20 protein-coding genes are annotated in these 21,297 nt (G+C 42.2%); 11 read left to right on the top strand and 9 right to left on the bottom strand.

Going from position 1 to position 21,297, the window contains the following annotated elements:
• Positions 1-168 precede the first annotated feature (168 nt).
• The 5 genes from WA1_RS41645 to WA1_RS41625 all read left to right on the top strand — a co-directional run bounded on the left by WA1_RS41645 (position 169) and on the right by WA1_RS41625 (position 6,472).
• On the top strand, positions 169-2,184 hold the full coding sequence (locus WA1_RS41645; RefSeq protein WP_017742970.1) for a GspE/PulE family protein: 2,016 nt from the start codon (positions 169-171) through the stop codon (positions 2,182-2,184).
• Between the two features lie 69 nt (positions 2,185-2,253).
• On the top strand, positions 2,254-3,378 hold the full coding sequence (locus WA1_RS41640; protein WP_017742969.1) for a type IV pilus twitching motility protein PilT: 1,125 nt from the start codon (positions 2,254-2,256) through the stop codon (positions 3,376-3,378).
• A gap of 187 nt (positions 3,379-3,565) precedes the next feature.
• Positions 3,566-4,780, top strand: coding sequence for a type II secretion system F family protein (locus tag WA1_RS41635; protein ID WP_017742967.1), 1,215 nt, complete (start codon positions 3,566-3,568; stop codon positions 4,778-4,780).
• Positions 4,781-4,873: 93 nt separating this feature from the next.
• Complete coding sequence (locus WA1_RS41630) at positions 4,874-5,440, top strand: hypothetical protein (protein ID WP_017742966.1); 567 nt, start codon at positions 4,874-4,876, stop codon at positions 5,438-5,440.
• 237 nt (positions 5,441-5,677) lie between these two features.
• Positions 5,678-6,472, top strand: a complete 795-nt coding sequence (locus WA1_RS41625; RefSeq protein WP_017742965.1) for a Uma2 family endonuclease — start codon at positions 5,678-5,680, stop codon at positions 6,470-6,472.
• Positions 6,473-6,741: 269 nt separating this feature from the next.
• Here WA1_RS41625 and bioU read toward each other — a convergent pair whose 3' ends face one another.
• Positions 6,742-7,764 carry a (S)-8-amino-7-oxononanoate synthase BioU gene (gene bioU, locus WA1_RS41620; protein ID WP_017742964.1) on the bottom strand — a complete coding sequence of 341 codons (1,023 nt, stop codon included), beginning with the start codon at positions 7,762-7,764 and terminating at the stop codon, positions 6,742-6,744.
• A 418-nt stretch (positions 7,765-8,182) separates the two neighbouring features.
• On the opposite strand from bioU, the gene WA1_RS41615 reads away from it, so the two are divergent.
• The 3 genes from WA1_RS41615 to WA1_RS41605 are packed head-to-tail and all read left to right on the top strand — an operon-like array spanning position 8,183 to position 9,272.
• Complete coding sequence (locus tag WA1_RS41615) at positions 8,183-8,392, top strand: DUF2997 domain-containing protein (RefSeq protein WP_026134598.1); 210 nt, start codon at positions 8,183-8,185, stop codon at positions 8,390-8,392.
• A 41-nt stretch (positions 8,393-8,433) separates the two neighbouring features.
• Entirely contained in the window at positions 8,434-8,820 is a 387-nt protein-coding gene (locus tag WA1_RS41610; RefSeq protein WP_017742962.1) for a DUF1257 domain-containing protein, read from the top strand.
• Positions 8,820-9,272 (top strand): ferredoxin, encoded by a 453-nt coding sequence (locus WA1_RS41605; protein ID WP_017742961.1) that lies wholly within the window; start codon positions 8,820-8,822, stop codon positions 9,270-9,272. Before WA1_RS41610 ends, WA1_RS41605 begins: the two co-directional genes overlap by 1 nt.
• A 138-nt stretch (positions 9,273-9,410) precedes the next feature.
• On the opposite strand, the gene WA1_RS41600 is transcribed toward WA1_RS41605, so the two are convergent.
• From WA1_RS41600 to WA1_RS41585, 3 genes are all read right to left on the bottom strand, one after another.
• Positions 9,411-11,123: a DUF4335 domain-containing protein gene (locus WA1_RS41600; RefSeq protein WP_026134597.1), complete on the bottom strand. Its 1,713-nt coding sequence runs from the start codon at positions 11,121-11,123 to the stop codon at positions 9,411-9,413.
• A gap of 67 nt (positions 11,124-11,190) precedes the next feature.
• Positions 11,191-11,802: a DUF3038 domain-containing protein gene (locus WA1_RS41595; protein ID WP_017742959.1), complete on the bottom strand. Its 612-nt coding sequence runs from the start codon at positions 11,800-11,802 to the stop codon at positions 11,191-11,193.
• A gap of 250 nt (positions 11,803-12,052) precedes the next feature.
• Complete coding sequence (locus WA1_RS41585) at positions 12,053-14,422, bottom strand: endonuclease MutS2 (protein ID WP_017742958.1); 2,370 nt, start codon at positions 14,420-14,422, stop codon at positions 12,053-12,055.
• 299 nt (positions 14,423-14,721) lie between these two features.
• Between WA1_RS41585 and WA1_RS41580 the strand changes: the two genes are divergently transcribed.
• From WA1_RS41580 to WA1_RS41570, 3 genes are all read left to right on the top strand, one after another.
• A complete protein-coding gene (locus tag WA1_RS41580) occupies positions 14,722-15,885 on the top strand; it encodes a GuaB3 family IMP dehydrogenase-related protein (protein ID WP_017742957.1) in 1,164 nt (387 codons plus the stop codon).
• Between the two features lie 338 nt (positions 15,886-16,223).
• The gene (gene trxA, locus WA1_RS41575; RefSeq protein ID WP_017742956.1) at positions 16,224-16,547 is read left to right on the top strand and encodes a thioredoxin; all 324 of its coding nucleotides are present in this window, start codon (positions 16,224-16,226) and stop codon (positions 16,545-16,547) included.
• 438 nt (positions 16,548-16,985) lie between these two features.
• Complete coding sequence (locus tag WA1_RS41570; RefSeq protein ID WP_017742955.1) at positions 16,986-18,056, top strand: LOG family protein; 1,071 nt, start codon at positions 16,986-16,988, stop codon at positions 18,054-18,056.
• Between the two features lie 278 nt (positions 18,057-18,334).
• On the opposite strand, the gene WA1_RS41565 is transcribed toward WA1_RS41570, so the two are convergent.
• The 5 genes from WA1_RS41565 to WA1_RS41545 all read right to left on the bottom strand — a co-directional run bounded on the left by WA1_RS41565 (position 18,335) and on the right by WA1_RS41545 (position 21,286).
• Complete coding sequence (locus WA1_RS41565) at positions 18,335-18,715, bottom strand: hypothetical protein (protein WP_017742954.1); 381 nt, start codon at positions 18,713-18,715, stop codon at positions 18,335-18,337.
• On the bottom strand, positions 18,712-19,023 hold the full coding sequence (locus WA1_RS41560) for a hypothetical protein (protein WP_017742953.1): 312 nt from the start codon (positions 19,021-19,023) through the stop codon (positions 18,712-18,714). Before WA1_RS41560 ends, WA1_RS41565 begins: the two co-directional genes overlap by 4 nt.
• A 68-nt stretch (positions 19,024-19,091) precedes the next feature.
• Positions 19,092-19,583 (bottom strand): hypothetical protein, encoded by a 492-nt coding sequence (locus WA1_RS41555; protein WP_148662875.1) that lies wholly within the window; start codon positions 19,581-19,583, stop codon positions 19,092-19,094.
• A gap of 212 nt (positions 19,584-19,795) precedes the next feature.
• Positions 19,796-20,410 (bottom strand): helix-turn-helix transcriptional regulator, encoded by a 615-nt coding sequence (locus tag WA1_RS41550; RefSeq protein WP_017742951.1) that lies wholly within the window; start codon positions 20,408-20,410, stop codon positions 19,796-19,798.
• Between the two features lie 204 nt (positions 20,411-20,614).
• Entirely contained in the window at positions 20,615-21,286 is a 672-nt protein-coding gene (locus WA1_RS41545; RefSeq protein WP_017742950.1) for a hypothetical protein, read from the bottom strand.
• Positions 21,287-21,297: the final 11 nt, after the last annotated feature.

Here is a 21,297-nt window from a genome sequence, read left to right as displayed (position 1 = left end):
CAGTATAAGGATTAACTGGTCACTGGTCACTGGTCACTGGTCACTGGTCACTGATTACTGGTCACTGGTCACTGGTCACTGGTCACTGATTTACTGAGTGTCAATGTCAATTCTGTCTTAAAGGTTGGGAATACTCTAGTTAGAGGTTTTCGCAACTAACGACATACTATGACTTACTCGTCACCACAGAGGCGCAGTACTGCTCTTACAACAAGAGCTGAGTTTTCGCCCTTCGGCAACAAACTTGTGCAATCTGGCTTTGTTGACAGCGAACAAATGAGACAAGCGCTGATAGAAAGCCGCAAGTCAGGCAGACCCCTGACAGAAGTATTGGAAACAATTTCAGGCAGACAGCTAACACCAGAACTACTCAGACAGTATAAAAAGCAGCAATTATTTGAACTAAAAATACTATACGGCGTAGAATCTCTCGATCCGGAAGTCAGCCAAGTTGGACAAACAACTGTTGGTCAATTGATTGACACCCTCATTCCAGTTGATATTTGTCGTCGCCATCGCTTGGTTCCTTTGGCAAAACATGATGACCAAAACCCACCCTCTGTTTTGGTAGCGATGGTAGCCCCAGATAACTTAGAGGCTTCAGATGACTTAAACCGTATCTTGCGCCCGCAGGGATTGGCATTGCAGCGCATGGTCATTACCCAAGAGGACTATCAACAACTTATTAATCAGTATTTGGATGAACTGGCTGTTCGGCAAAAGCACATAGAACAGGAAAAATTTACAGATATCAATCAGGATTTAGAAAATTTAGAAAATCTCAATATGGATGAAGCACCTGAAGACGGCGAAGCCGATTTGGGTGCAGCAATGAAGGGGGCTGAAGATGCTCCAGTCATTAGTTTGGTTAATAGAATTCTTGGTAAAGCTTTACACGAAAAGGTTTCTGATATTCACATCGAACCACAGGAAGAAAATTTACGCATTCGTTTTCGGAAAGATGGCGTCCTGCGTGAAGCTTTTGACCCTCTGCCCAAAAAAATCATTCCTGCTGTTACAGCCCGTTTCAAAATCATTTCCAACCTAGATATTGCCGAAAGGCGCTTACCTCAAGACGGACGTATTCGGCGATTGTTTGAGGGGCGTAAGGTGGACTTTCGTGTCAACACCTTACCCAGCCGCTACGGGGAAAAGGTAGTACTGCGGATTTTGGATAACTCCTCAACCCAACTAGGGCTGAATAAGCTGATTACAGATCCAGAGACACTACATATAGTCCAAGAGATGGTTGCTCGTCCCTTTGGTCTAATTCTAGTAACCGGACCAACAGGTTCTGGTAAAACAACAACCCTGTATTCTGCTCTTTCAGAAAAGAACTCTCCAGGCATTAATATAAGTACCGTAGAAGACCCGATTGAGTACAGCTTACCCGGAATTACTCAGGTGCAAGTGATTCGGGAAAAAGGGCTAGACTTTGGAACGGCTTTACGAGCTTTCTTACGGCAAGATCCAGATGTGTTACTCGTGGGTGAAACGCGAGACAAAGAAACAGCAAAAACCGCAATTGAGGCTGCTTTAACAGGTCACTTGGTTCTCACGACCTTACATACAAATGATGCCCCAGGTGCGATCGCTCGTTTGGGAGAAATGGGTATTGAATCTTTCATGGTTTCTAGCTCCCTCATCGGTGTCTTAGCACAGCGCTTGGTACGCCGTGTTTGCTCCAGTTGTCGTATTCCTTACACTCCCACTGTAGAAGAACTAGCTCGCTACGGGCTATCAGCCCGTCAAGAAGCTGGTATCACTTTTTACAAAGCAAATACCCTCACAGCAGAACAACTTCAAGAAGCTAAAGCAAAGAATCATGCATGTCCGGATTGTAACGGCGTTGGTTACAAAGGACGTTGTGGTGTTTATGAAGTCATGCGAGTTACCGAACGTCTACAAGCTTTAATCACCGAAGAAGCCCCAACAGAACGCATTAAAGAAGTAGCAGTAGAAGAAGGGATGAAAACCCTACTAGCTTACAGCTTGAATCTTGTGCGTCAAGGTTCCACGACTTTAGAAGAAGTAGAACGAGTTACATTCACCGATACAGGTTTAGAAGCAGAGTTAAAAGCCAAGCGCAAGAGCGGTCTTACCTGTAGAACTTGCAATGCTGGACTGCAACCAGAATGGCTCGATTGTCCATACTGTATGACACCTAGATTCAGTGACCAGTAATCAGTGACCAGTGACCACTCCCTACTCCCCACTCCCCACTCCCTACTCCCTACCCCCTGAGGAAAAAAAATGGAATTAATGATTGAAGATTTGATGGAGCAATTGATTGAAATGGGTGGTTCAGATATGCACTTATCTGCAGGGCTACCTCCCTATTTTCGTATTAGTGGCAAACTGACTCCTATTGGTGACGAACCAATGACAGTAGATCAGTGCCAAAGACTGATTTTTAGTATGTTGAATAATACTCAACGTAAAACCTTAGAACAAACTTGGGAGTTAGATTGTTCCTATGGTGTTAAAGGATTAGCGCGTTTCCGGGTCAATGTTTATAAAGAGCGTGGAGCCTATGCTGCTTGTTTGCGAGCACTCAGTTCTAAGATTCCTAATTTTGAAAAATTGGGTTTACCAGATGTTGTTCGAGAAATGGTAGATAAGCCCAGAGGATTGGTTTTGGTTACAGGTCCTACAGGCTCTGGTAAGACCACAACCTTAGCAGCATGTATTGACTTAATCAATCGCACTAAGGCAGAACACATTTTGACTGTGGAAGACCCAATTGAATTTGTTTATGAACCTGTTAAAAGTCTTATCCACCAACGACAACTCAATGAAGATACGAAGAGTTTTGCTAATGCTTTAAGAGCAGCACTTCGGGAAGATCCAGATATCGTTCTTGTTGGTGAAATGCGGGACTTAGAAACAATTTCTTTGGCTATTTCTGCTGCAGAAACAGGACACTTAGTCTTTGGAACCCTACACACTAGTTCCGCAGCACAAACAGTAGATAGAATCATTGACGTTTTCCCCCATGAAAGACAAACTCAAGTGCGAGTGCAGTTGTCTAACTCATTGGTAGCAGTATTCAGCCAAACACTAGTTTCTAAGAAAAACCCCAAACCCGGTGAGTATGGTCGAGTGATGGCTCAAGAAATTATGGTGGTAACACCTGCTATTTCCAACTTAATTCGAGAAGGAAAAACTTCTCAAATTTACTCTGCTATTCAAACAGGAGGTAAGTTGGGAATGCAAACTCTAGAAAAAGTTTTAGCCGACTTATACAAAGCAGGAACCATCTCTTTTGAAGCAGCAATGTCTAAGACTTCCAAACCAGATGAAGTTCAGCGCCTTATTGGTCCAGGTGCTCCACCTCCACCCACTCCAGGTGCCAAACCAGCAGCTAAAGCACATTAATTTTTACTAGTTAGTTGTTAGTAGGGGCGCAAGGCATTGCGTCCGTACAGTTGTTAGTAGATAACTGCTAACAATCACAGGCGAGACGCCTGTTCCACGCCACTAACCTCTACTCCCCATTCCCCATTCCCCATTCCCCATTCCCCATTCCCCATTCCCCATTCCCCATTCCCCATTCTCTGATACTATGCCAACATTTGTCGCTCGTGTTAAAGATTCACAAGGAAAAGCGAAAACAGAAAAAGTTGTAGCCGATTCTTTGGCTGACGCCCGTACTTCTTTAAGACAACAGGGTTATGTCGTCCAAGATCTCAAAAAACAAGCTCAAGGTTTTGATTTAAAACAACTTTCAACAAAATTCACTAGCGTCTCTATTAAGGATAAAGCTGTTTTCTCACGTCAGCTTGCTGCATTAGTCAATGCAGGTGTGGCAATTGTTAGAAGTTTAGGTGTCTTAGCCGAACAATGTAGTAATCCTAAACTTAAACAAGCTCTTGTGGGTATTAGCTCTGAAGTTCAAAATGGTGTTAACCTTTCAGACGCAATGCGTAAATATCCTGATTGCTTCGATGGTTTATATGTCAGTATGATCCAGGCTGGTGAAGTCGGCGGTGTTTTGGATGAAGTCTTGAATCGTTTAGCTAAGTTGTTAGAGGACGTTGCACGATTACAAAACCAAATTAAATCGGCAATGGCTTATCCTGTTGCTGTCAGTGTCATAGCAATTAGTATCTTTGTAGGAATGACCGTTTTCCTGATTCCAATTTTTGCTAAGATTTTTGAGGAATTAGGAACAACGTTACCGCCTCTAACCCAATTCATGATGTTTTGTAGTGATGTTTTCAGAAGCTGGAAGATGATAGTTGTTGTTGGTGTTGTTGTAGGTTTTCAGATTGCCTACAAACAGTATTACAAAACTAGAGTTGGTCGCGAAACTATTGACCGTCTTTCACTAAAAACGCCTTTGTTTGGTGACTTAATTCAAAAATCATCTGTTGCTCGCTTTAGCAGAACTTTTGGTGCTTTGACTCGTTCGGGTGTACCAATTCTGACATCTTTAGAAATTGTGCGAGATACATCAGGTAACCAGGTTGTGGCTAATGCTATTGATGCAGCAAAAATAGAAATTCAACAAGGGGGTATGATTAGTATTGCTTTGCAAAAAGAGAAAGTTTTTCCTCTTATGGCAATTCAAATGATAAGTATTGGAGAGGAAACGGGTGAATTAGATGGAATGTTGATGAAAATCGCCGATTTTTATGAAGATGAAGTTGAGCAAGCAGTAAAAGCATTAACTAGCATTTTAGAACCAATTATGATTGTGGTTTTAGGGGGCATGGTTGGTACTATTTTGATGTCAATGTATCTACCTTTGTTTGCAGTCTTCGAGAAGCTGGGCTAAATGAAAGGAAAAGGTAGAATTATGAAGGATAAAAAATGAAAAAGTTATTATCTTTCATAATTCATAATTTATAACTTATAATTCAGAATTCTTATGCCCGTACAAAAATCACATTATGAAGCGTGTTTGGCAGAGTACAGCAATATTGTGGCTGCGATCGCACTGCTAAAGCAACACCGTCCCTACCTAGAAATGATTCCTAGCTTGCGACGTCCGGATGAAAGCGTTATTGCAATTCCGTTACCTGTTGCCCATCTTCGTAGCGAAGCTACAACAGCCGAAGCAATTCGCCTACCCTGCGATATAGCTATTTTGATGTGCGATCCTGAATGGAAAATTAAAACCGGACCTGAAATATTGATTTTTATTCATCGTCCCCACGAAGATTTTTCTGATTTATTGGGACGTTGGCGACAAACGCAAGTTTATTTGGACAAAGACTATGAATGGCTCATGCCCGCCCGTTACAAACATATTTTAAGTGAGGGGACAAATACCATATATCCATTGTTTGTTGTATTTCCTGAAACATCAGAACGCATTAAAAGAGGTTTTGCAGGTGCTTATCTTCCTTTTGTTGTGATTTCCACACCGGAATTATTGCTTGAGGAAAGCACAATAGAAAACCTATCTTCAGATGGTCTATCTGCTGAAGCTTGAACTAACAGCTCCCAATCACGATGCTCACAATCCTGATGCTGTTGTTGGAGTCATTAGAACCAGTTTTGTTTTCTAAAGCATTGGTATAGTAGTTAACACGAGTGGAACATGCCAAATGCTTGAATTCCCATCAAAATAGAATTTTGAACAGCAGGCGGCAGGCTTGGAAAAACAATTACTTATGATTTGAGCTTATAATAGGGGGGATGTCATCACTTTGGGCTAAAATCATAATTTATGTCTGAACAGCAGCTTCTAGATACACAGGAAATTGCTATCCCCGACATTAGCCAACTGGAAATCGAGGATGACAAACCAGTGGACAACTTTCAGAGTGAAAAGCAACAACGGCTGCTAGTAGAGCCACTTTACAGTAACCCAGTGCTGACAACTCCATTCATTGTGGCGGCAAATGTAGGACTATTCTACTCACGAAAGCAAGATCCATTAGTCCCAGATGCTTTTGTGAGCTTAAACGTGCAAATGCCAGCAGATTGGAGTCAAAAGCAGAATCGCAGTTACTTTGTGTGGGAGTTTGGCAAAGCACCAGAAGTGTCGATAGAAGTAGTTTCCAACCGCAGAGGCAAAGAATTGGGTACCAAGAAAGATGATTATGCTCGTGTTGGAATTGCGTATTATGCAGTGTTTGACCCCTTACAACAGATTCAAGAAGCAGAGCAAATGAACGGTGCATTATTACGTGTATATGCGCTGACAGCAGGAAAGTATGTAGAAATGAATTCACCTTTCTGGCTAGAAACAGTCGGGCTAGGTTTGACATTATGGACGGGGAGCTTTGAAGAACAACCAGGGCTTTGGTTGCGGTGGTGCGATGTTAAGGGAAATGTAATTCCAACAGGAAAAGAGTCAAGCGAGCAGGAACGACAACGAGCCGAGACTGAACGACAACGAGCCGAGACTGAACGACAACGAGCTGAGACTGAACGACAACGAGCCGAGACTGAACGACAACGAGCAACTCAATTGGCAGAACGGTTAAGAGAGATGGGCATCGATCCCGACACAATTTAATTGGTGTGATGTGGCAAGAAAGATAAAGGATTGAAGCAGCATTTGCACCAACTGCCAACGTTCCCCGATTGATAATTGCAGCGCCTGTTTTTGCAGTTCTTGTAATGTCATTAAACCTCTCCTGATTTTTCTACAAAGAGAAAGTGGGTTAAAAACGCCATGACTTTTCAACCCAGCTTACAAAACAAAGGCTTATGGGCAGATGCCAACAACGCTTGTCAAGAAAATAATTCTTTTCCCATGCCCCATACCCAATGCCCCAGACCCTATTATTTAACAAACTGGGGCATAATTTCAGCAGCAGTGAATATGCCGTGAATTCCGCGCCGATGCAATCCAATACCAGCTTTTAGATAGCCAAAGGCAGGACCACAGACATTAGCTGCCATGCTGGTTTCATCTCCCAATGTAAAAGTATGGGTAGAAATTTTACCCTCAAATGTACGACCCGTGACTTTTACATTCGTACTGATGGGCTTCTTGGGATTTCGGGTATCGACTATACCACCAACTGTGACGCGATCGCGATCTACAATTCCCGCCAACTCCAACATCACATCATCGGCGTGTTCCATATTTTCTAATGTCAGCACACCATTGGTTTTATCTAAAAGTGCTTCTACTTCCGCGTCAGTCATTGCTCTAGCAGTTTCTACGTCAAAACCGCTCATATGGGCAATATCCTCGCGGATAGTAGCGCGATAAGCTTCCCAGTGAGCAATTCCCACACCAAAGGTAATTTCCACTCGATGAATTTCGGCGTAGCTTTGTGCTGCCAAAGCTGCTGCTGCTGTTAACAGCCCTGGTGTTGCTCCACACCCTGTCATGTAGGTTATCCCTGCAGCTTGCAGTTCTTCTTTCATTTCTAAAAGTTGTTCAACAGCACTCGTGCGCTTGATAGCATCCACTAATACCCCACGCCAACCAGAATTAATAAACTGCCTAGCGACAGAGGGAATAAAGTTATTGGGTAAGTTAGGTAAAGCCAAAAAATATCCGTCTACAGTTTCTGCTGTGTCTAGTAAATCCTCAATACTGTGATTTGTTAAAGTTCCAAAGGTTTCTAAGTAACCTACGGAACCTTGAGTTTGATATTTTACAATACACTCTTGAGCATCTAAACCTTCAGTGGCGTAAGCAAAACCTTTGTTATCTGCTGCTGCCACTAAAATCATTTCACGTTTTGGAGCGAGTACGCGAGCAGCTGCTTGCCCCAGTCCGCCAAAACCCAGTACTCCTACGCGGATTGCACTGTCGAAAGTGGTAGAACCTGTTACCTGTTGTGGATTCATGGTCAATACACTCGTTGCGATAGATAAAAGCTTACCGTACACCTATTGTTTCGGCTCACATAGCACCTAAAGACCTTAATCATCTAGTCTTCGTAGTTAATGATAAAATATTTCAATAAGTTTTGAGCTTTTGGAGCCTTTAGATGGTGCTACTGCTTGTTTTTAAGATTTGTAGCACATTCTTTACAAACAGAATTTTGAAGCTTGACTATTTGATAAGGTTAAGGGAAACTAACAAATATCAGAGGTAAGGACTTACAAAAATAATAATTTTTGTTAACTTTCTGAGATATATATTTTGAGAGATGGAACATTAGTTAACAAATGGCAAATTTGTAGCTAAGGAAAAAAATCTGTCCCAGACAGCTACTTGCTACAGCATTACTGTCCAAGCTTAGTGTTTTGGTTGGCTAAAAGCATGGAAACATTAGAATTCATAATTTATCCAGACGGTCGGGTACAAGAAAAAGTCACTGGCATAGTTGGTGCTTCCTGTGGGGAAATCACAAAAGCCATAGAGGCTCAGCTGGGACAGGTACTAAGTCAGGAGCCGACTTCGGAACACTTTGCTACTAAGGTACAGGAAATTAATGTAGCAAATACACAAAGCGCTTTCAGCGATTGGTAAGTTTTCATACAAAGTTTAGTTTCATTGAAATTATAAACACCATGTCACATTTCAGCCAAATTAAAACCCAAATCCGTAACTTTGAATCTTTAAAAGATGCTTTATCCGAGTTGGGAATAGACTGGAAACAAGGTCCACGTGAAGTACGTGGATATCGTGGTCAAAAGCACAACGCCGAAATTACCATTGAACAAGATAATGGTTATGACATCGGCTTTAGATGGAATGGTCAAGAATACGAACTAGTTGCTGATTTGCAGTACTGGCAACAAAACTTAACCGTGGAAGGGTTTCTACGCCAAGTCACACAGCGCTACGCATTCCATACAGTCGTTAAAGAAACGGCTCGTGCGGGATTTCAAGTTGCCGAACAGCAAAAGAATGAAGATGGTTCGATCCGCCTGCTCGTACAACGCTGGAGTGCTTAATGTCCGATTTTCTTTCACCGGAACAAGGGGAAGAGAATCGTTCTGGTTTAGAGCCAGAATTGGGAGGTTTTTTACGAGATAACCCAGAACGTTCCGGTTTTGAACCAGAATTAGGGGGTGTGCTGCGGCAAAAGGGGGTTTATGTTGACGAAATCACCTGTATCGGCTGCAAGCATTGTGCCCACGTTGCCCGTAATACATTTTACATAGAAGAAGATTACGGGCGTTCTCGTGCCATACGTCAAGATGGTGACCCAGAAGACATAATTCAGGAAGCGATCGATACTTGTCCGGTTGATTGCATTCACTGGGTTGATTACACAAAACTCAAAAAGCTAGAGGATGAGCGAAAATACCAAGTGATTCCTCTAATTGGCTATCCGGTAGATCAGGCTTCTTCGCAACAGCGACGCAAGAAGCAAAAGCTCAAACGAAAAAAATCTAGTTATTAATCAATACAGTTAAGATAAACCAAATTCAGAAACCCGGTAAATAAGTGCGAAACCGGGTTTCTTTTTCTCAGTGCTGTATTTATCTTGTTTTTTATACGTGGTTGTTATGGTGTTACTTCAGTAACTGGTGCTGTCAAGTTACTCTTTTTCAGGAAAAGTTTGTACCTTGCCATCAGGACTAAAAACTGCCCGAATTCTAACAGATTGTCCGCTCTTATTGGGAGAGACAAAAGGTTCACCAATTAGAGGCATTCCAGTACGGTCAACAAAATCCCTTGCTGCCTTTCCTAAAGGCATGATTCTTTCTATAGTACCATCTACACCCACCAGTAAACTGTACTCTATTGCTTGCTTCAAACCATTAGGTGGTTCCCATCGCTGTTTCAAAAATTCTCTAGCTTCTGAGATCTGTAATGTATCAAACAACGTGTCGTTTGTACTATTAGCTGCTACCTCTGTAGGTGCATTGTTCTTTGTGCGACCTTGACGCAATCTAGCAACGAGTGCGTCAGTATCACTGGGAGTCGTGGTATTGAGTGGCGGAACCCCTGTGGTAGAGTTTATCCCTCTAGCACTGGATAAGTTAGAAGGTATGTTGGGCAGAGGTGCGGGAATTGCTGGGATACTCGAAGAAGATCCAAGTTCTGAATTGGGTATGCTCGGTGGATTCTTAAAATCGGGTGACAAAGCAGGAACTTCACCCCTAGAGGTTGATGTTAAGGTGCTTTGTTTCGCGTTTGGTTGAAGAGTAATTCTTTGGCTGGGGGTTTTATTAAAAGATGCAGTGTTTTGTGGAAAGGAGGCAAAAGGGGGAATTTTTGTACTCGGTACAGTGAGTGATGTCCCTGAAGATGGTAAAGCGCCCTTGGGCAAAGCCGCAATGTTAGGAGAAGCTTGAGTAGAAGTTGGGAAGGTAGATGTGGGGGGTGCCAGTGATATGGAAGGGATCTGAGTAGAGGAAGATGCTCCTGGGGTGGGTGGTAAGACTGGGAACGTTTGGGCTGATGGAGCAGAGGTAGATGGAGGTAATGGAAAGTTAGCGCCAAAGCTTGGTAGTGGCTGCGCTAACAAATTATTGTTTGAAGGGCTAAGTGTCGGTAGAGGCGATGACAAATTTGAGGGCGGAGAATCTTGTAAAGCAATTGTTTGTGATGACGCATCGGATTTTCTAGCCGTCTGCTGCTCTTGTCGGAGACTATTTGCATACTGCCATGTTAGGGGTGCTAAACCTACACCGATCGCTAAGACTGCAGCAACAGGAGCCCAAACAGGTATGGGGGATACTCTAGAACGAGAATTGAGGTCTGGGAGTGCCATGACATCAGTTGAGTACTCATCCAAGGCAGTTGCCAAGTCGAACAATTGTAGTAAACTTAACTCAACAACTCCACCAGATATTTGATTTGCTAGAGATCCAAGAAACAAACTGTGTGTTAAATGGCTATTTGGTTGTATGTATATATCTCCCCTTGGTATTCGATCGTTCAAAGGGTTGATTGTGGTAGTCGCCGTTGAAGAACTAGTAAAATCTGGCACTAGTGTTTCATCAGATGCTTGGCTGATATCTCTCGTTGATGAGAAATTTGCCCAAAAGCTTTCAGGAGACATCTGTAAGAATTCTTGAACGTAGTTTGTGACCGCGACACACAATGCTTCAAGTTGTTCGCGATCGCCTCTAATGGCAACTTTCCTTTCGTCTGGAAGTTGCGGATCGTCAAAGCGAAGCTCGAAGCGCAGCTGCTTCAGGACAGATTTACCCATCCACCTTGACAAGGGCGAGCTTTGCGCCAACACTTCTAAAGTGCAAGTGGGCGGTGTATACCGACGGATTGTAGGATTTGATACAGGCATGGCAGGAACTGCAAGCAAGTTATTTTTAATTTTGGATTTTGGATTTTGGATTTTGACTTTTCAAATCTTAAATCTCAAATTTTGTGGAACGGTCTATAAGTGCAAGCCAGAGACGGCGATGCCCACCGGGACTACTATAAAAAAGTACATCTATAAGAAGTTTTAAAGCTAGGTGGGTTAGTTCATCTGTGGAGATTGTTTCATTTTCCTCCATCCGATCTTGGTAGGTGTTGCAGAAAGCATCAATGTAATCTCCCAGTAAAGCAGCCTGATGTGGTTCGCGATTGTTTTCCGCCATTTGTTCCAACAGCCCAACAGCACGGCGGATCAATTCTTGGTGCTGTTTTGCTAAGTAACAAATAATGAGAACAAGTGCTCTAGCTTCTTCTACATCTAGTTTTTTTCGCCCTCCTTGACCTTTACGTAGTGGATTTGACTGTCTCAGTCGCCACAACGCCACTCGGTCTGGCACTCTTGACTCTAAATCCAATTGAACTGCCGCTTGTAGCATTGCCTCTGAGCCAATGCCAGTTAAAGTTTCTAGCGCCAACAGCACCAAATCCAGCTGGGTTTTGATATTATCCCAGTGAACGGAGTTCGGGGCACCAATCTTGATTAGATCCTCCCACTGCGAATTTGGGGTGGGTGAATTGGCGGCAGTGTGCATAACTTTCAGCATAGGTGATCGGGCTAGTAGGGGCTGTTGCTGTTACCCATTTTGAAACCAGACTTTTTTTGACTAAGAATGGTTTCCTTGCAGGATATGCTGCAACGACAGCTACAGCTTCTATCACTATTGGACAACAGCAAATGTCTTTGTTTTACTCTATGACGAAAATCTGTTTTCACAAAGCCATAAGATAAAGTAATAAGTTTTGTAAAAAATATGACTTTATCTTGGTCACTGGTCACTGGTCACTGGTCACTGGTCACTGGACATAAGCAACTGTCACCCCAGTGCCTCCATCAGTTTGTTCGGCGGCTTCATAACGGCTGACTCGTCGGTGCTGTTGCAAAAAGGCATGAACGCCTTGTCGCAACTTACCAGTCCCATGTCCGTGAATAATCCAGATCGGTCCGTTAGCTTCTGAAATGGCTTTATCTAAAATAATTTCCGCATCAGGCACCCTGCGTCCGCGTATATCGACTGTATTTTTGGATGTACGAATGGCTGGGGCAGGTTGCGGGGTTGGTGTTGGTGCTGGTGCTGGTTTCGGTTTAGCGACTGGTTCGGCTTTTTGCCCATCCAGCGATTCCACGTCTTCCAATTTCACCGTCATCTTCATCATCCCAAAGCGGACAGTTAACTCCGAATCGTCATCGGGGGCAGTTAATACTTCTGCTGTTTGCCCCAATTTGGGTATGCGGATGCGATCGCCTACTTTAGGAATAAATCCTACTTTGGGTTTTGATGGTGGTGCGCTTGCGTATTTCTCAGTAATTTCATTCAACGCATTTGTTGCTTGCTGGGCATCTTGCGCTGTCGGCTTTCCTTGCTGCAAGCGGCGAATGACTTGGGCAATTTCACCTCTTGCTTGAGCAATTGTCTCTTTGACTGCTACCTCTTGTGAAGCACGCAATGCCTGTTCTCTTTCCTCTAGATTCCGCGCTTTGTCAGAGACTTCTTTGTATAAACGTTCTGCTTGCTGTAACAAATCTTGCGCTTGGGCGGCTTTGGTTTCCTGACGGCGGCGTTGTGCTTCCAAACCAGCAATGACTTGGTTAACTTCGTCAGTCGCTCCTCCAAGTTGTGTTTTTGCTTGTTCCACAACTTCTTGTTTTAATCCTAGGCGTTGAGCGATCGCTAAAGCATTAGAGCGTCCCGGTATTCCCCAAAGAAGACGGTAGGTTGGTGAAAGTGTACTTTCATCAAATTCTACAGAAGCATTTTCAAACCGATCGTCTTGGTATTTCAGAGCTTTCAGTTCGCCAAAGTGAGTGGTAGCAATAGTCAGCAGTGCATTGTCTGCCAAATATTGTAACAATGCGATCGCTAACGCACTTCCTTCGGCTGGATCTGTTCCCGCCCCGACTTCGTCTAGTAAGACTAGGGAATTGGTATCCAATGCTTCCAACACCCGACTAATGCGGCGGATATGCCCAGAAAAGGTGGACAAATTTTGTTGCAGCGACTGTTCGTCACCAATATCTGCCAGTATCTGTTGAAACCAAGGTATTTCTACTGGTTCGCGAGCTGGTATAAACAAACCGACTTTTGCCATCAATGCTGCTAAACCCAGGGTTTTCAGGGTGACTGTTTTACCTCCAGTGTTTGGTCCTGTGATAGTCACTACCCGAATTTCCGGCTGAATTAACAAATCAACGGGAATGACAGCATACCCCTGTTCGTGTTGATGCTGCCACACCAGAAGTGGATGGTGTAACTGCCGCAAAGTAATGCTGTCTTTTTCTTGGAAATTGATAAACCGGGGAGGATTTGCTTTTAGCCAGAAACTATAGCGCGATTTGGCAACAGCGAGGTCTAAGGTGGTTGCAATTGCCAAAAGTTTTTCCAAGTCTGGTTTGACTTCTGCTACCTGTTGAGTTAAAATACTGCGAACAGATTCTTCTTCTACTTGTTCTCTCCTCAATAATTGCCGCAGTTGGTTGCCCATTGGCACTACGGAATTTGGTTCTACGTACAATGTTGCGCCACTGCTTGAGGTATCGTGAACAATTCCCGGTATGGCATCTTTCTGAGGTGCTTTTACAGGGATAACAAAGCGATCGCTCCTTTGTGTAATAACCTGTTCTTGAACGGCACTAGATTTTGCTTGTATAATATTTTGCAATTTTTGAATAATCTGACCGCGTAATTGCCGCAAAGAAGTACGAATTTCATCAAGTTTTTGGCTAGCTCGGTCAGCAACTTGTCCTCTTTCATCAATACATCTGTGAATTTCTTGCTCTAATTCTGGGTAAGTTCGTAAATCGGCTACCAGTTCATTAAGTATCAACAAATCTGGATGATTGTCGATAACACGGCGTAGATTTCTAGCACCAGCTAAAGTCGTGGCAACAGCTAATAATTCGTCCCCTGCCAAAATTCCTTGCAGTTCAGCACGTTCTAGAGAATCGCCAATATCTTGAATTCCATCAAATGAGAGTCCAGCATTCAGACGGCTTTCCAGTTCATAGACTTCCTTCGTTTGAGCTAGTAACTGCTCGCTTTGGGCTTGAGACTCAGGAATTATAGTTTGACGTGCGGCAATAACTCCCAACTTTGTCGCTGCGAAGGTAGACAAATGCTGGCAGAGGCGAGACCATTCGAGTAGTTCTAACGTTTCAGACTGGATCAAGGGCTGCTAATCTGAATGAAATATAAGTTGATAGTAATACCAAATTGAAAAAACTCAGACAGATAATTGGTTGAGATTAAGTCTAGGTAAGACTTTCTCAATCCAAAATCTAAAATCTAAAATCCAAAATGGTATAACAAATCTATTGTGGCTCAAATAGGGGTGTAATGGGGTACGAGATCTCCGATTTGTAATATTCTTGTAATATTTAGTTTACAAAAGTGTCTGAGAGAAAAATCCCTGCAACTTCCCTGTAATTTTGATACCCTATCTTAAATAGATTTGGGAACATAAAGAGCGTGGATATTCAAATTGGGCGAGGAAAGGTAGCTCGCAGAGCCTACGGTATAGATGAAATTGCACTTGTTCCCGGTAGGAGAACACTCGATCCAAGTTTGGCAGACACAAGTTGGAGCATTGGCAATCTTGAGCGAGAAATCCCAATTATTGCTAGTGCAATGGATAGCGTAGTAGACGTTCGCATGGCTGTGCTTTTGTCACAGTTAGGAGCATTAGGAGTCCTCAATTTGGAAGGTATCCAAACTCGCTACGCCGATCCAGAGCCAATTTTAGACCGCATTGCAACGGTTGGTAAAGAGGAATTTGTTCCTTTAATGCAAGAATTGTATGCCGAACCCATTAAACCGGAACTCGTAGAACGACGAATCAAGGAAATTAAAGAACAAGGCGGCATTGCAGCTGTGAGTGCTACACCAGTGGGGGCTAGCAAATACGGTTCTATTGTTGCCCAAGCTGGAGCAGATCTCTTTTTCGTGCAAGCAACAGTTGTTTCAACTGCACACCTGTCTCCTGATTCGATTATTCCACTAGACTTGGCTAAATTCTGTCAGGAAATGCCAATACCCGTGATTGTGGGGAACTGTGTCACTTACGATGTTACCCTGAATTTGATGAAAGCAGGAGCCGCCGCAGTACTAGTGGGAATTGGTCCTGGTGCTGCTTGTACTTCTCGCGGTGTTTTGGGTGTGGGTATTCCTCAAGCAACTGCAGTCGCAGACTGTGCGGCTGCCCGTGACGATTACTATCAGGAAACAGGCAAATATGTACCTGTCATTGCTGATGGTGGTTTAATCACTGGTGGCGACATCTGTAAATGTATTGCCTGTGGTGCAGATGGAGTTATGATTGGTTCTCCCTTTGCCAGATCTGCTGAAGCTCCAGGGCGGGGGTATCATTGGGGAATGGCGACACCCAGCCCAGTGCTACCTCGCGGTACGCGCATCAAAGTGGGTAATACTGGTAGTTTAGAACAGATTCTCCGAGGACCCGCACAATTAGATGATGGGACTCACAATCTTTTAGGAGCATTAAAGACTAGCATGGGTACATTAGGAGCCAAAAATATTAAAGAAATGCAGCAAGTAGATGTGGTCATTGCTCCTTCTCTGTTAACTGAAGGTAAAGTGTATCAGAAAGCCCAGCAACTGGGTATGGGTAAATAAATCTTGGATAGTTGTTAGTTGTTAGTAGATTCGTACTATAAATGGTATCCACTATCCACTATCCACTATCCACTATCCACTATCCACCAACCAAATTTCAAACTGCATCTGGAAAAATCCCATATGTCGCCTAGAATAGAAATAGCGGAGACGCATGTTTCCGTTCACTCCTCACACCACACTCCGCCCGGACTAACGTTCGGGCGGTTCCTTATGAGGCTTTTAGATGAAGTTTTACTGCTATAAGCAAAAGTACACAGCACATTCCATTGCAGAGGTTTTTGCTATGGTAGAATTTTCAGCAAACTCAAATATAAGATAGGCAAAGGTCTTTAGGCATGTCAGCAGCCGCACAAGTTACAGACTCTACCTTCAAACAGGAAGTCCTAGATAGCGAGGTTCCTGTTCTAGTTGACTTTTGGGCACCTTGGTGCGGACCCTGTCGCATGGTTGCCCCTGTTGTAGATGAGATCGCCAGCCAATACGGGGATCTATTGAAGGTAGTCAAAGTGAATACCGATGAAAATCCTAATGTTGCCAGTCAATACGGCATCCGCAGCATTCCCACCCTTATGATTTTTAAGGGTGGGCAGAAAGTTGATATGGTCGTCGGTGCTGTTCCTAAAACTACATTGGCTAACACTTTGGAGAAATATCTTTAAGGCGCTAGCAACAACAGGTCGCTTGCTTTGAACTTCGCGTTCTCAAACATAAAGTAAAGTTACGCAAACAACCTAGAGAGGTAGCATTACACTGCACCTCTCAATAAAACTGGCTGATTCCGTAATGTTAATTATTTTTTAATATTAGCGCCGACACTATGGTAGCTGGAGGCGCTTTTTCAATTCTGTATATTATACTGCAATTTGCGACAAAATCAACTAATCAGTGACCAGTGACCAGTGACCAGTGACCAGTTAATTTCTATACTTAAAAGTAGGAGATTTGAATAATGAATCTATTTCTTTTTTTCCATCAATCAATTTAGGGGCTTGTACCCTATACGTAACTTGTCAGCTTTAAACTAAAGTAAATAGGAACTATTTTTTATTCCACATCAATTTAGTCTAAAATATAAAGCCATTTTGGCGAAATTTCTCATGACGTCATCTGAGTCGTTAGATACATTAAATTCTCTCCAAGCGGATCTCGCTGAATTATTTGAACACTTACCGACATCAAAAAATCGGCAGTATGTTATGCAAGCACTATCTACCATAGTGCATTTGGCAAAGAGTGAAATCGATCGCCTCGATTGGAAAATATTATCAGCTGCCTTAGCTGATATGGAACGTGGTTTTGAACTTTTTTATGCTTACCGACACGTTCGGAAAGTCACAATCTTTGGTTCGGCGCGTTTATCGTCAGAAAGCCCGGAATACCGCATGGCATATGATTTTGCTCGCCGTGTTTCTGAATTGGGATTCATGGTTATGACGGGTGGTGGTGGTGGAATCATGCAAGCCGGGAATGAAGGTGCAGGAAGAGAAAATTCTTTTGGTCTAAACATTCAACTACCGTTTGAGCAAACAGCAAACCCAGTTATTGAGGGAGATCCAAAACTCATTCACTTTAAGTATTTTTTCACTCGCAAGCTATTTCTGCTCAAAGAAAGCGATGCTGTTGCCCTCTTTCCTGGTGGTTTTGGCACCCAAGACGAAGCTTTTGAATGTATGACTTTGAGTCAGACAGGAAAGTTTGGTCCCGTACCAGTGGTTTTAATTGACTTTCCAGGGGGCGATTACTGGCGGTCTTGGAGCGAATACATCAACGAACAGCTGGTAAAAAAAGGTTTGGTTAGCCCTGACGATCCTAGTCTTTACACGGTAACAGACGATTTGGATGTCGCATGTAACGCAATTACTGGCTTTTTCCAAGTGTATCACTCCAGTCGTTATGTGGGCGATCGCTTAGTCATCCGTCTTAAGTCAGAATTATCTGATGCTGAGGTAGAACAACTCAATGCTAAGTTTAGCGACATTTTGGTTAAGGAACGGATAGAAAAAAGCCAAGCATTACCCCAAGAAGCACAGGATGAAACCTTTAACCTACCCCGCCTTGTTTTATACTTCAACCAAAGAGACTTAGGGCGAATGTATCAGCTTATTGCCACAATTAACCAAATGGGTACTCCCTCACAAGAAGAAAAAGCTCATCCAGAAAGGAAATAAATAGGCATTGAATTACACAAAAGGGCGGGCGAGGACACCCGCCCCACAACTGTAGGTTGGGTTGAGGAACGAAACCCAACATTTTATCAAATGATTGAAGAACCCAACATTTTATCAAATGATTGAAGAACCCAACATTTTATCAAATGATTGAAAAACCCAACATTTCATCAAATGATTGAAAACCCTAACATTTCATCAAATTATTAGGTGTCATTTCGTTATACCCAACCAATACAATACATTTAGCAATTTAAAATTTACTTTATAAATGACCTCTAAGATGACACAATCTCAAGTGTTAATATTCCAGCTGGTTTGTCAGCAATCAATCGCATAATATCCAGCCAATGAGAACCTACAATAGTATCAGGAAGATTCTCTCCAACATGAACGGGAATAGAAACCTCTACACCATCAATGATAATTTTGCCTGAGTAGATATCGAATTTTGCCGAGCCTCGTGCTGTTTGCATCTCAAATTGCAAAACCATTAAAGCCCAATCCAAAGCTTCTAAGTCTTGTTTATTAATGGCTAACCAACCATCAGTAAATCCAGTATCAAACAAAGCTTCTACAAAAAAAAATTCATTATTAGCGGTAACAAACTGAATCTCAAAAAATAACTCTTGATTATCGCCAAATCGCCCTTCGATCATATTCTGCCACAATAACCTGTATCGTTAAGGCGGAACGCCGTTAGTTTTGGTTCATTGCCATAACCATATGCTTCCACAACTTTTTTTACAATTCCATTAAAAGTTGGATCGATAATGTATTGTTCTGTGTCAGGATCGATCGCAATATACCAGTTGCGATGCTCTTCTATCAAACTTGGGCGTACTCGTTCAAAAACTACACGACACCGTGCAGCCAATGAGTCGCGGTGTTGTTGACGGCGGGCTTGTTCTTCTGGCGATATAGGTTTGCGGGATAAGGTACGTCGTGGTTGAGATATGTGTGACATGGTGATAACAAGTGGTAATTTATGCGATCTTAATTAATTATGGAGCTTATGGAACTGACTTGTATTTTTTAGTCATCAAAATTTAGAACAATTTCAGAGCCAAGTTTCTTCAATTGTGTTTGAACCAAATCAACACCAATTTTCTTAATTTCAGGTTCTAACTCACAAGCCATGAAATAGCCAAGTTTTGACCCTTCATCATCAAGTCGTTGAGCTTCGATCCATTCTCGTGCAAGCTTTCTCGCTTCCGTTGTTTTTGAAGCTTCTTTTGCAGAAATACCACTTTTCTCAACACCTTGACTGACAAGAAACTCAACGGTTTTATCGCGATGCCATAGGTAATAAGCTTTGCCATCATTAGGAACAAGTTTTTCAAAAAATCCATTATCTTTTGCTGTTTGTGTCGGTTCTCCATCCTTTTCTCTGAGTCCATATTGTTTTAAAAGATTGCCAAATTTGACTGCAGAAACACCAAACTCTTGCCCAATCTCAGTTAACGTCCGCCACGTTTTACGAAAATTCTTTCTCTTACTCATTTGATTGAATTCTTCTACTATCAATTGATTTCAGCCAAAGTAGTGTAGGGTGAAATATAAATCAAAAAAATTGTATTATGGTGGAATATTACCCACCATAATACGTAGATTTCAACGCAAGTTTGCTTTGAACAACGACCTTTTACTGCATGGAAGAAAGCAAAAGCTTCGTTATCAGCTTCTCTTAATTTACACGTTACCGTGTAAATAAGTCAATATTGTCATAGTATATTTGTTCATTCCCCTGTCTTGTACTTAAATCTAGCTTTCTCAGCTACCATACTTAAGTGTTTTGACGTAGCACGAGTTGGCTCATATATCCCGTTCTCCCACTCGCTTACGGTTTGCTGGCGAACACCTAATTCCTCAGCCAACTCTGATTGTGTCAACCCCATCTTCAAACGTAATGCTTTAATTGAATCGCTATTCCACTTTGTAGTATCTGTCACAGATTGAACTTTGTAGCCACTAGCAGGCTTGCGAAACTTGACACGCTCTCGTTCTAAGTCAATTTCTCCAACAATGTATCCTGCATTCATCCAGGCTGAAGCTTGTAGTGCGCCTTTACTACGATTTCCCCACCACCGCCGTTGGGTTCGTGCTGTTTCTGGTAAACTATCACCTATTAATGTCTCAATTTCTGCAAAAGTAAGGGTGACTTCTGTGCGATCGCTTTTTTGTAGGTAGTTAAAAAGTGGCTGATATTTACTTCCTCCTTTCACGATAACGACTCCTTTCCCAAAATCATCTAAAAACCTCCCTTGAGTGTGGAAACCCTGTAACTTTAGTTCCGATGATTGAGTTAATGTAGTTTTTGCTCTTTTTTGTGTCCATTCTTGAAATCCATTCATCGCGAAACCTTCTTGAATAAATCCCAAATCACTTAGAGTACTTAAATAGCCAACTAAGAATGAAGACAAGTAATTGATGGTTGGTCTAAGTATTTTACCGGGTTATCTTTAATGTCTTGATCCACCTGAAAAATTAGCTTTGTACAATTGGCGTATTGTTGCTTATTCTTTTATTGAATATAAGCTCCCTTTCGAGGCTCACACTCAAATCTCTGAAACTTGGTTTGAACTCTTGTTGCGATTTAAGTATTCCTCAAATAGTTCAAAAAATCTTTCTAGAGCTTCACGCTCATTCAAAGAATCAAAGAGAATTATTTTAGCCCATGATTGATTTGATTCCATTTCATATCGTTCTCGCAACCAAGATTGAAACCCTTCAAACTCCCTTTCCTGTTCGGTGGGAGCTAAACTAACTTCTCTTCGAGCCAGAGCGTATCCTCTTAAATACATATCGATTTTAGTGATTGAGGCTGTACCTAAGAACATACCTGGTCTCTTGTTCATTCTTCTTAAAAGCTCGTAGAAATCATATGTATTATACTTCAAATCAACTACCTTTATTTCTTCAATTTTTGAAATATTTTTTTGATTTAAAAACCTGTCGAAGTCCTTAAAAAAAGAATTAAAAGCGAGTTTTTCACTCCTGTGTTCAGAAAAAATTATCCCTGCCCATGATTGAGTTAACGTGGTTTTTACTCTTTTTTGTGTCCATTCTTGAAATCCATTCATTGCGAAGCCTTCTTGAATAAATCCCAAATCACTTAGAGTACTTAAATAGCCAACTAAAAATGAATGAAGACAAGTAATTGATGGTTGGTCTAAGTATTTTAACGGATTATCTTTAATGTCTTGAAGAAGTTCAGTAAATTTTCTCATCTTAATTACTT

Source organism: Scytonema hofmannii PCC 7110 (assembly GCF_000346485.2).
Taxonomy (GTDB): domain Bacteria; phylum Cyanobacteriota; class Cyanobacteriia; order Cyanobacteriales; family Nostocaceae; genus Scytonema; species Scytonema hofmannii.
Note: the sequence above shows the minus strand (reverse complement) of the source record. Positions and strands in the feature narration are given on the sequence as shown.

What these genes read in the sequence shown, in the direction of transcription:
- WA1_RS41645 (WP_017742970.1), top strand. Translation starts at nt 169, where the DNA reads ATGACTTACTCGTCACCACAGAGGCGCAGTACTGCTCTTACAACAAGA.
- WA1_RS41640 (WP_017742969.1), top strand. Translation starts at nt 2,254, where the DNA reads ATGGAATTAATGATTGAAGATTTGATGGAGCAATTGATTGAAATGGGT.
- WA1_RS41635 (WP_017742967.1), top strand. Translation starts at nt 3,566, where the DNA reads ATGCCAACATTTGTCGCTCGTGTTAAAGATTCACAAGGAAAAGCGAAA.
- WA1_RS41630 (WP_017742966.1), top strand. Translation starts at nt 4,874, where the DNA reads ATGCCCGTACAAAAATCACATTATGAAGCGTGTTTGGCAGAGTACAGC.
- WA1_RS41625 (WP_017742965.1), top strand. Translation starts at nt 5,678, where the DNA reads ATGTCTGAACAGCAGCTTCTAGATACACAGGAAATTGCTATCCCCGAC.
- bioU (WP_017742964.1), bottom strand. Translation starts at nt 7,764, where the DNA reads ATGAATCCACAACAGGTAACAGGTTCTACCACTTTCGACAGTGCAATC.
- WA1_RS41615 (WP_026134598.1), top strand. Translation starts at nt 8,183, where the DNA reads ATGGAAACATTAGAATTCATAATTTATCCAGACGGTCGGGTACAAGAA.
- WA1_RS41610 (WP_017742962.1), top strand. Translation starts at nt 8,434, where the DNA reads ATGTCACATTTCAGCCAAATTAAAACCCAAATCCGTAACTTTGAATCT.
- WA1_RS41605 (WP_017742961.1), top strand. Translation starts at nt 8,820, where the DNA reads ATGTCCGATTTTCTTTCACCGGAACAAGGGGAAGAGAATCGTTCTGGT.
- WA1_RS41600 (WP_026134597.1), bottom strand. Translation starts at nt 11,123, where the DNA reads ATGCCTGTATCAAATCCTACAATCCGTCGGTATACACCGCCCACTTGC.
- WA1_RS41595 (WP_017742959.1), bottom strand. Translation starts at nt 11,802, where the DNA reads ATGCTGAAAGTTATGCACACTGCCGCCAATTCACCCACCCCAAATTCG.
- trxA (WP_017742956.1), top strand. Translation starts at nt 16,224, where the DNA reads ATGTCAGCAGCCGCACAAGTTACAGACTCTACCTTCAAACAGGAAGTC.
- WA1_RS41570 (WP_017742955.1), top strand. Translation starts at nt 16,986, where the DNA reads ATGACGTCATCTGAGTCGTTAGATACATTAAATTCTCTCCAAGCGGAT.
- WA1_RS41565 (WP_017742954.1), bottom strand. Translation starts at nt 18,715, where the DNA reads ATGATCGAAGGGCGATTTGGCGATAATCAAGAGTTATTTTTTGAGATT.
- WA1_RS41560 (WP_017742953.1), bottom strand. Translation starts at nt 19,023, where the DNA reads ATGTCACACATATCTCAACCACGACGTACCTTATCCCGCAAACCTATA.
- WA1_RS41550 (WP_017742951.1), bottom strand. Translation starts at nt 20,410, where the DNA reads ATGAATGGATTTCAAGAATGGACACAAAAAAGAGCAAAAACTACATTA.
- WA1_RS41545 (WP_017742950.1), bottom strand. Translation starts at nt 21,286, where the DNA reads ATGAGAAAATTTACTGAACTTCTTCAAGACATTAAAGATAATCCGTTA.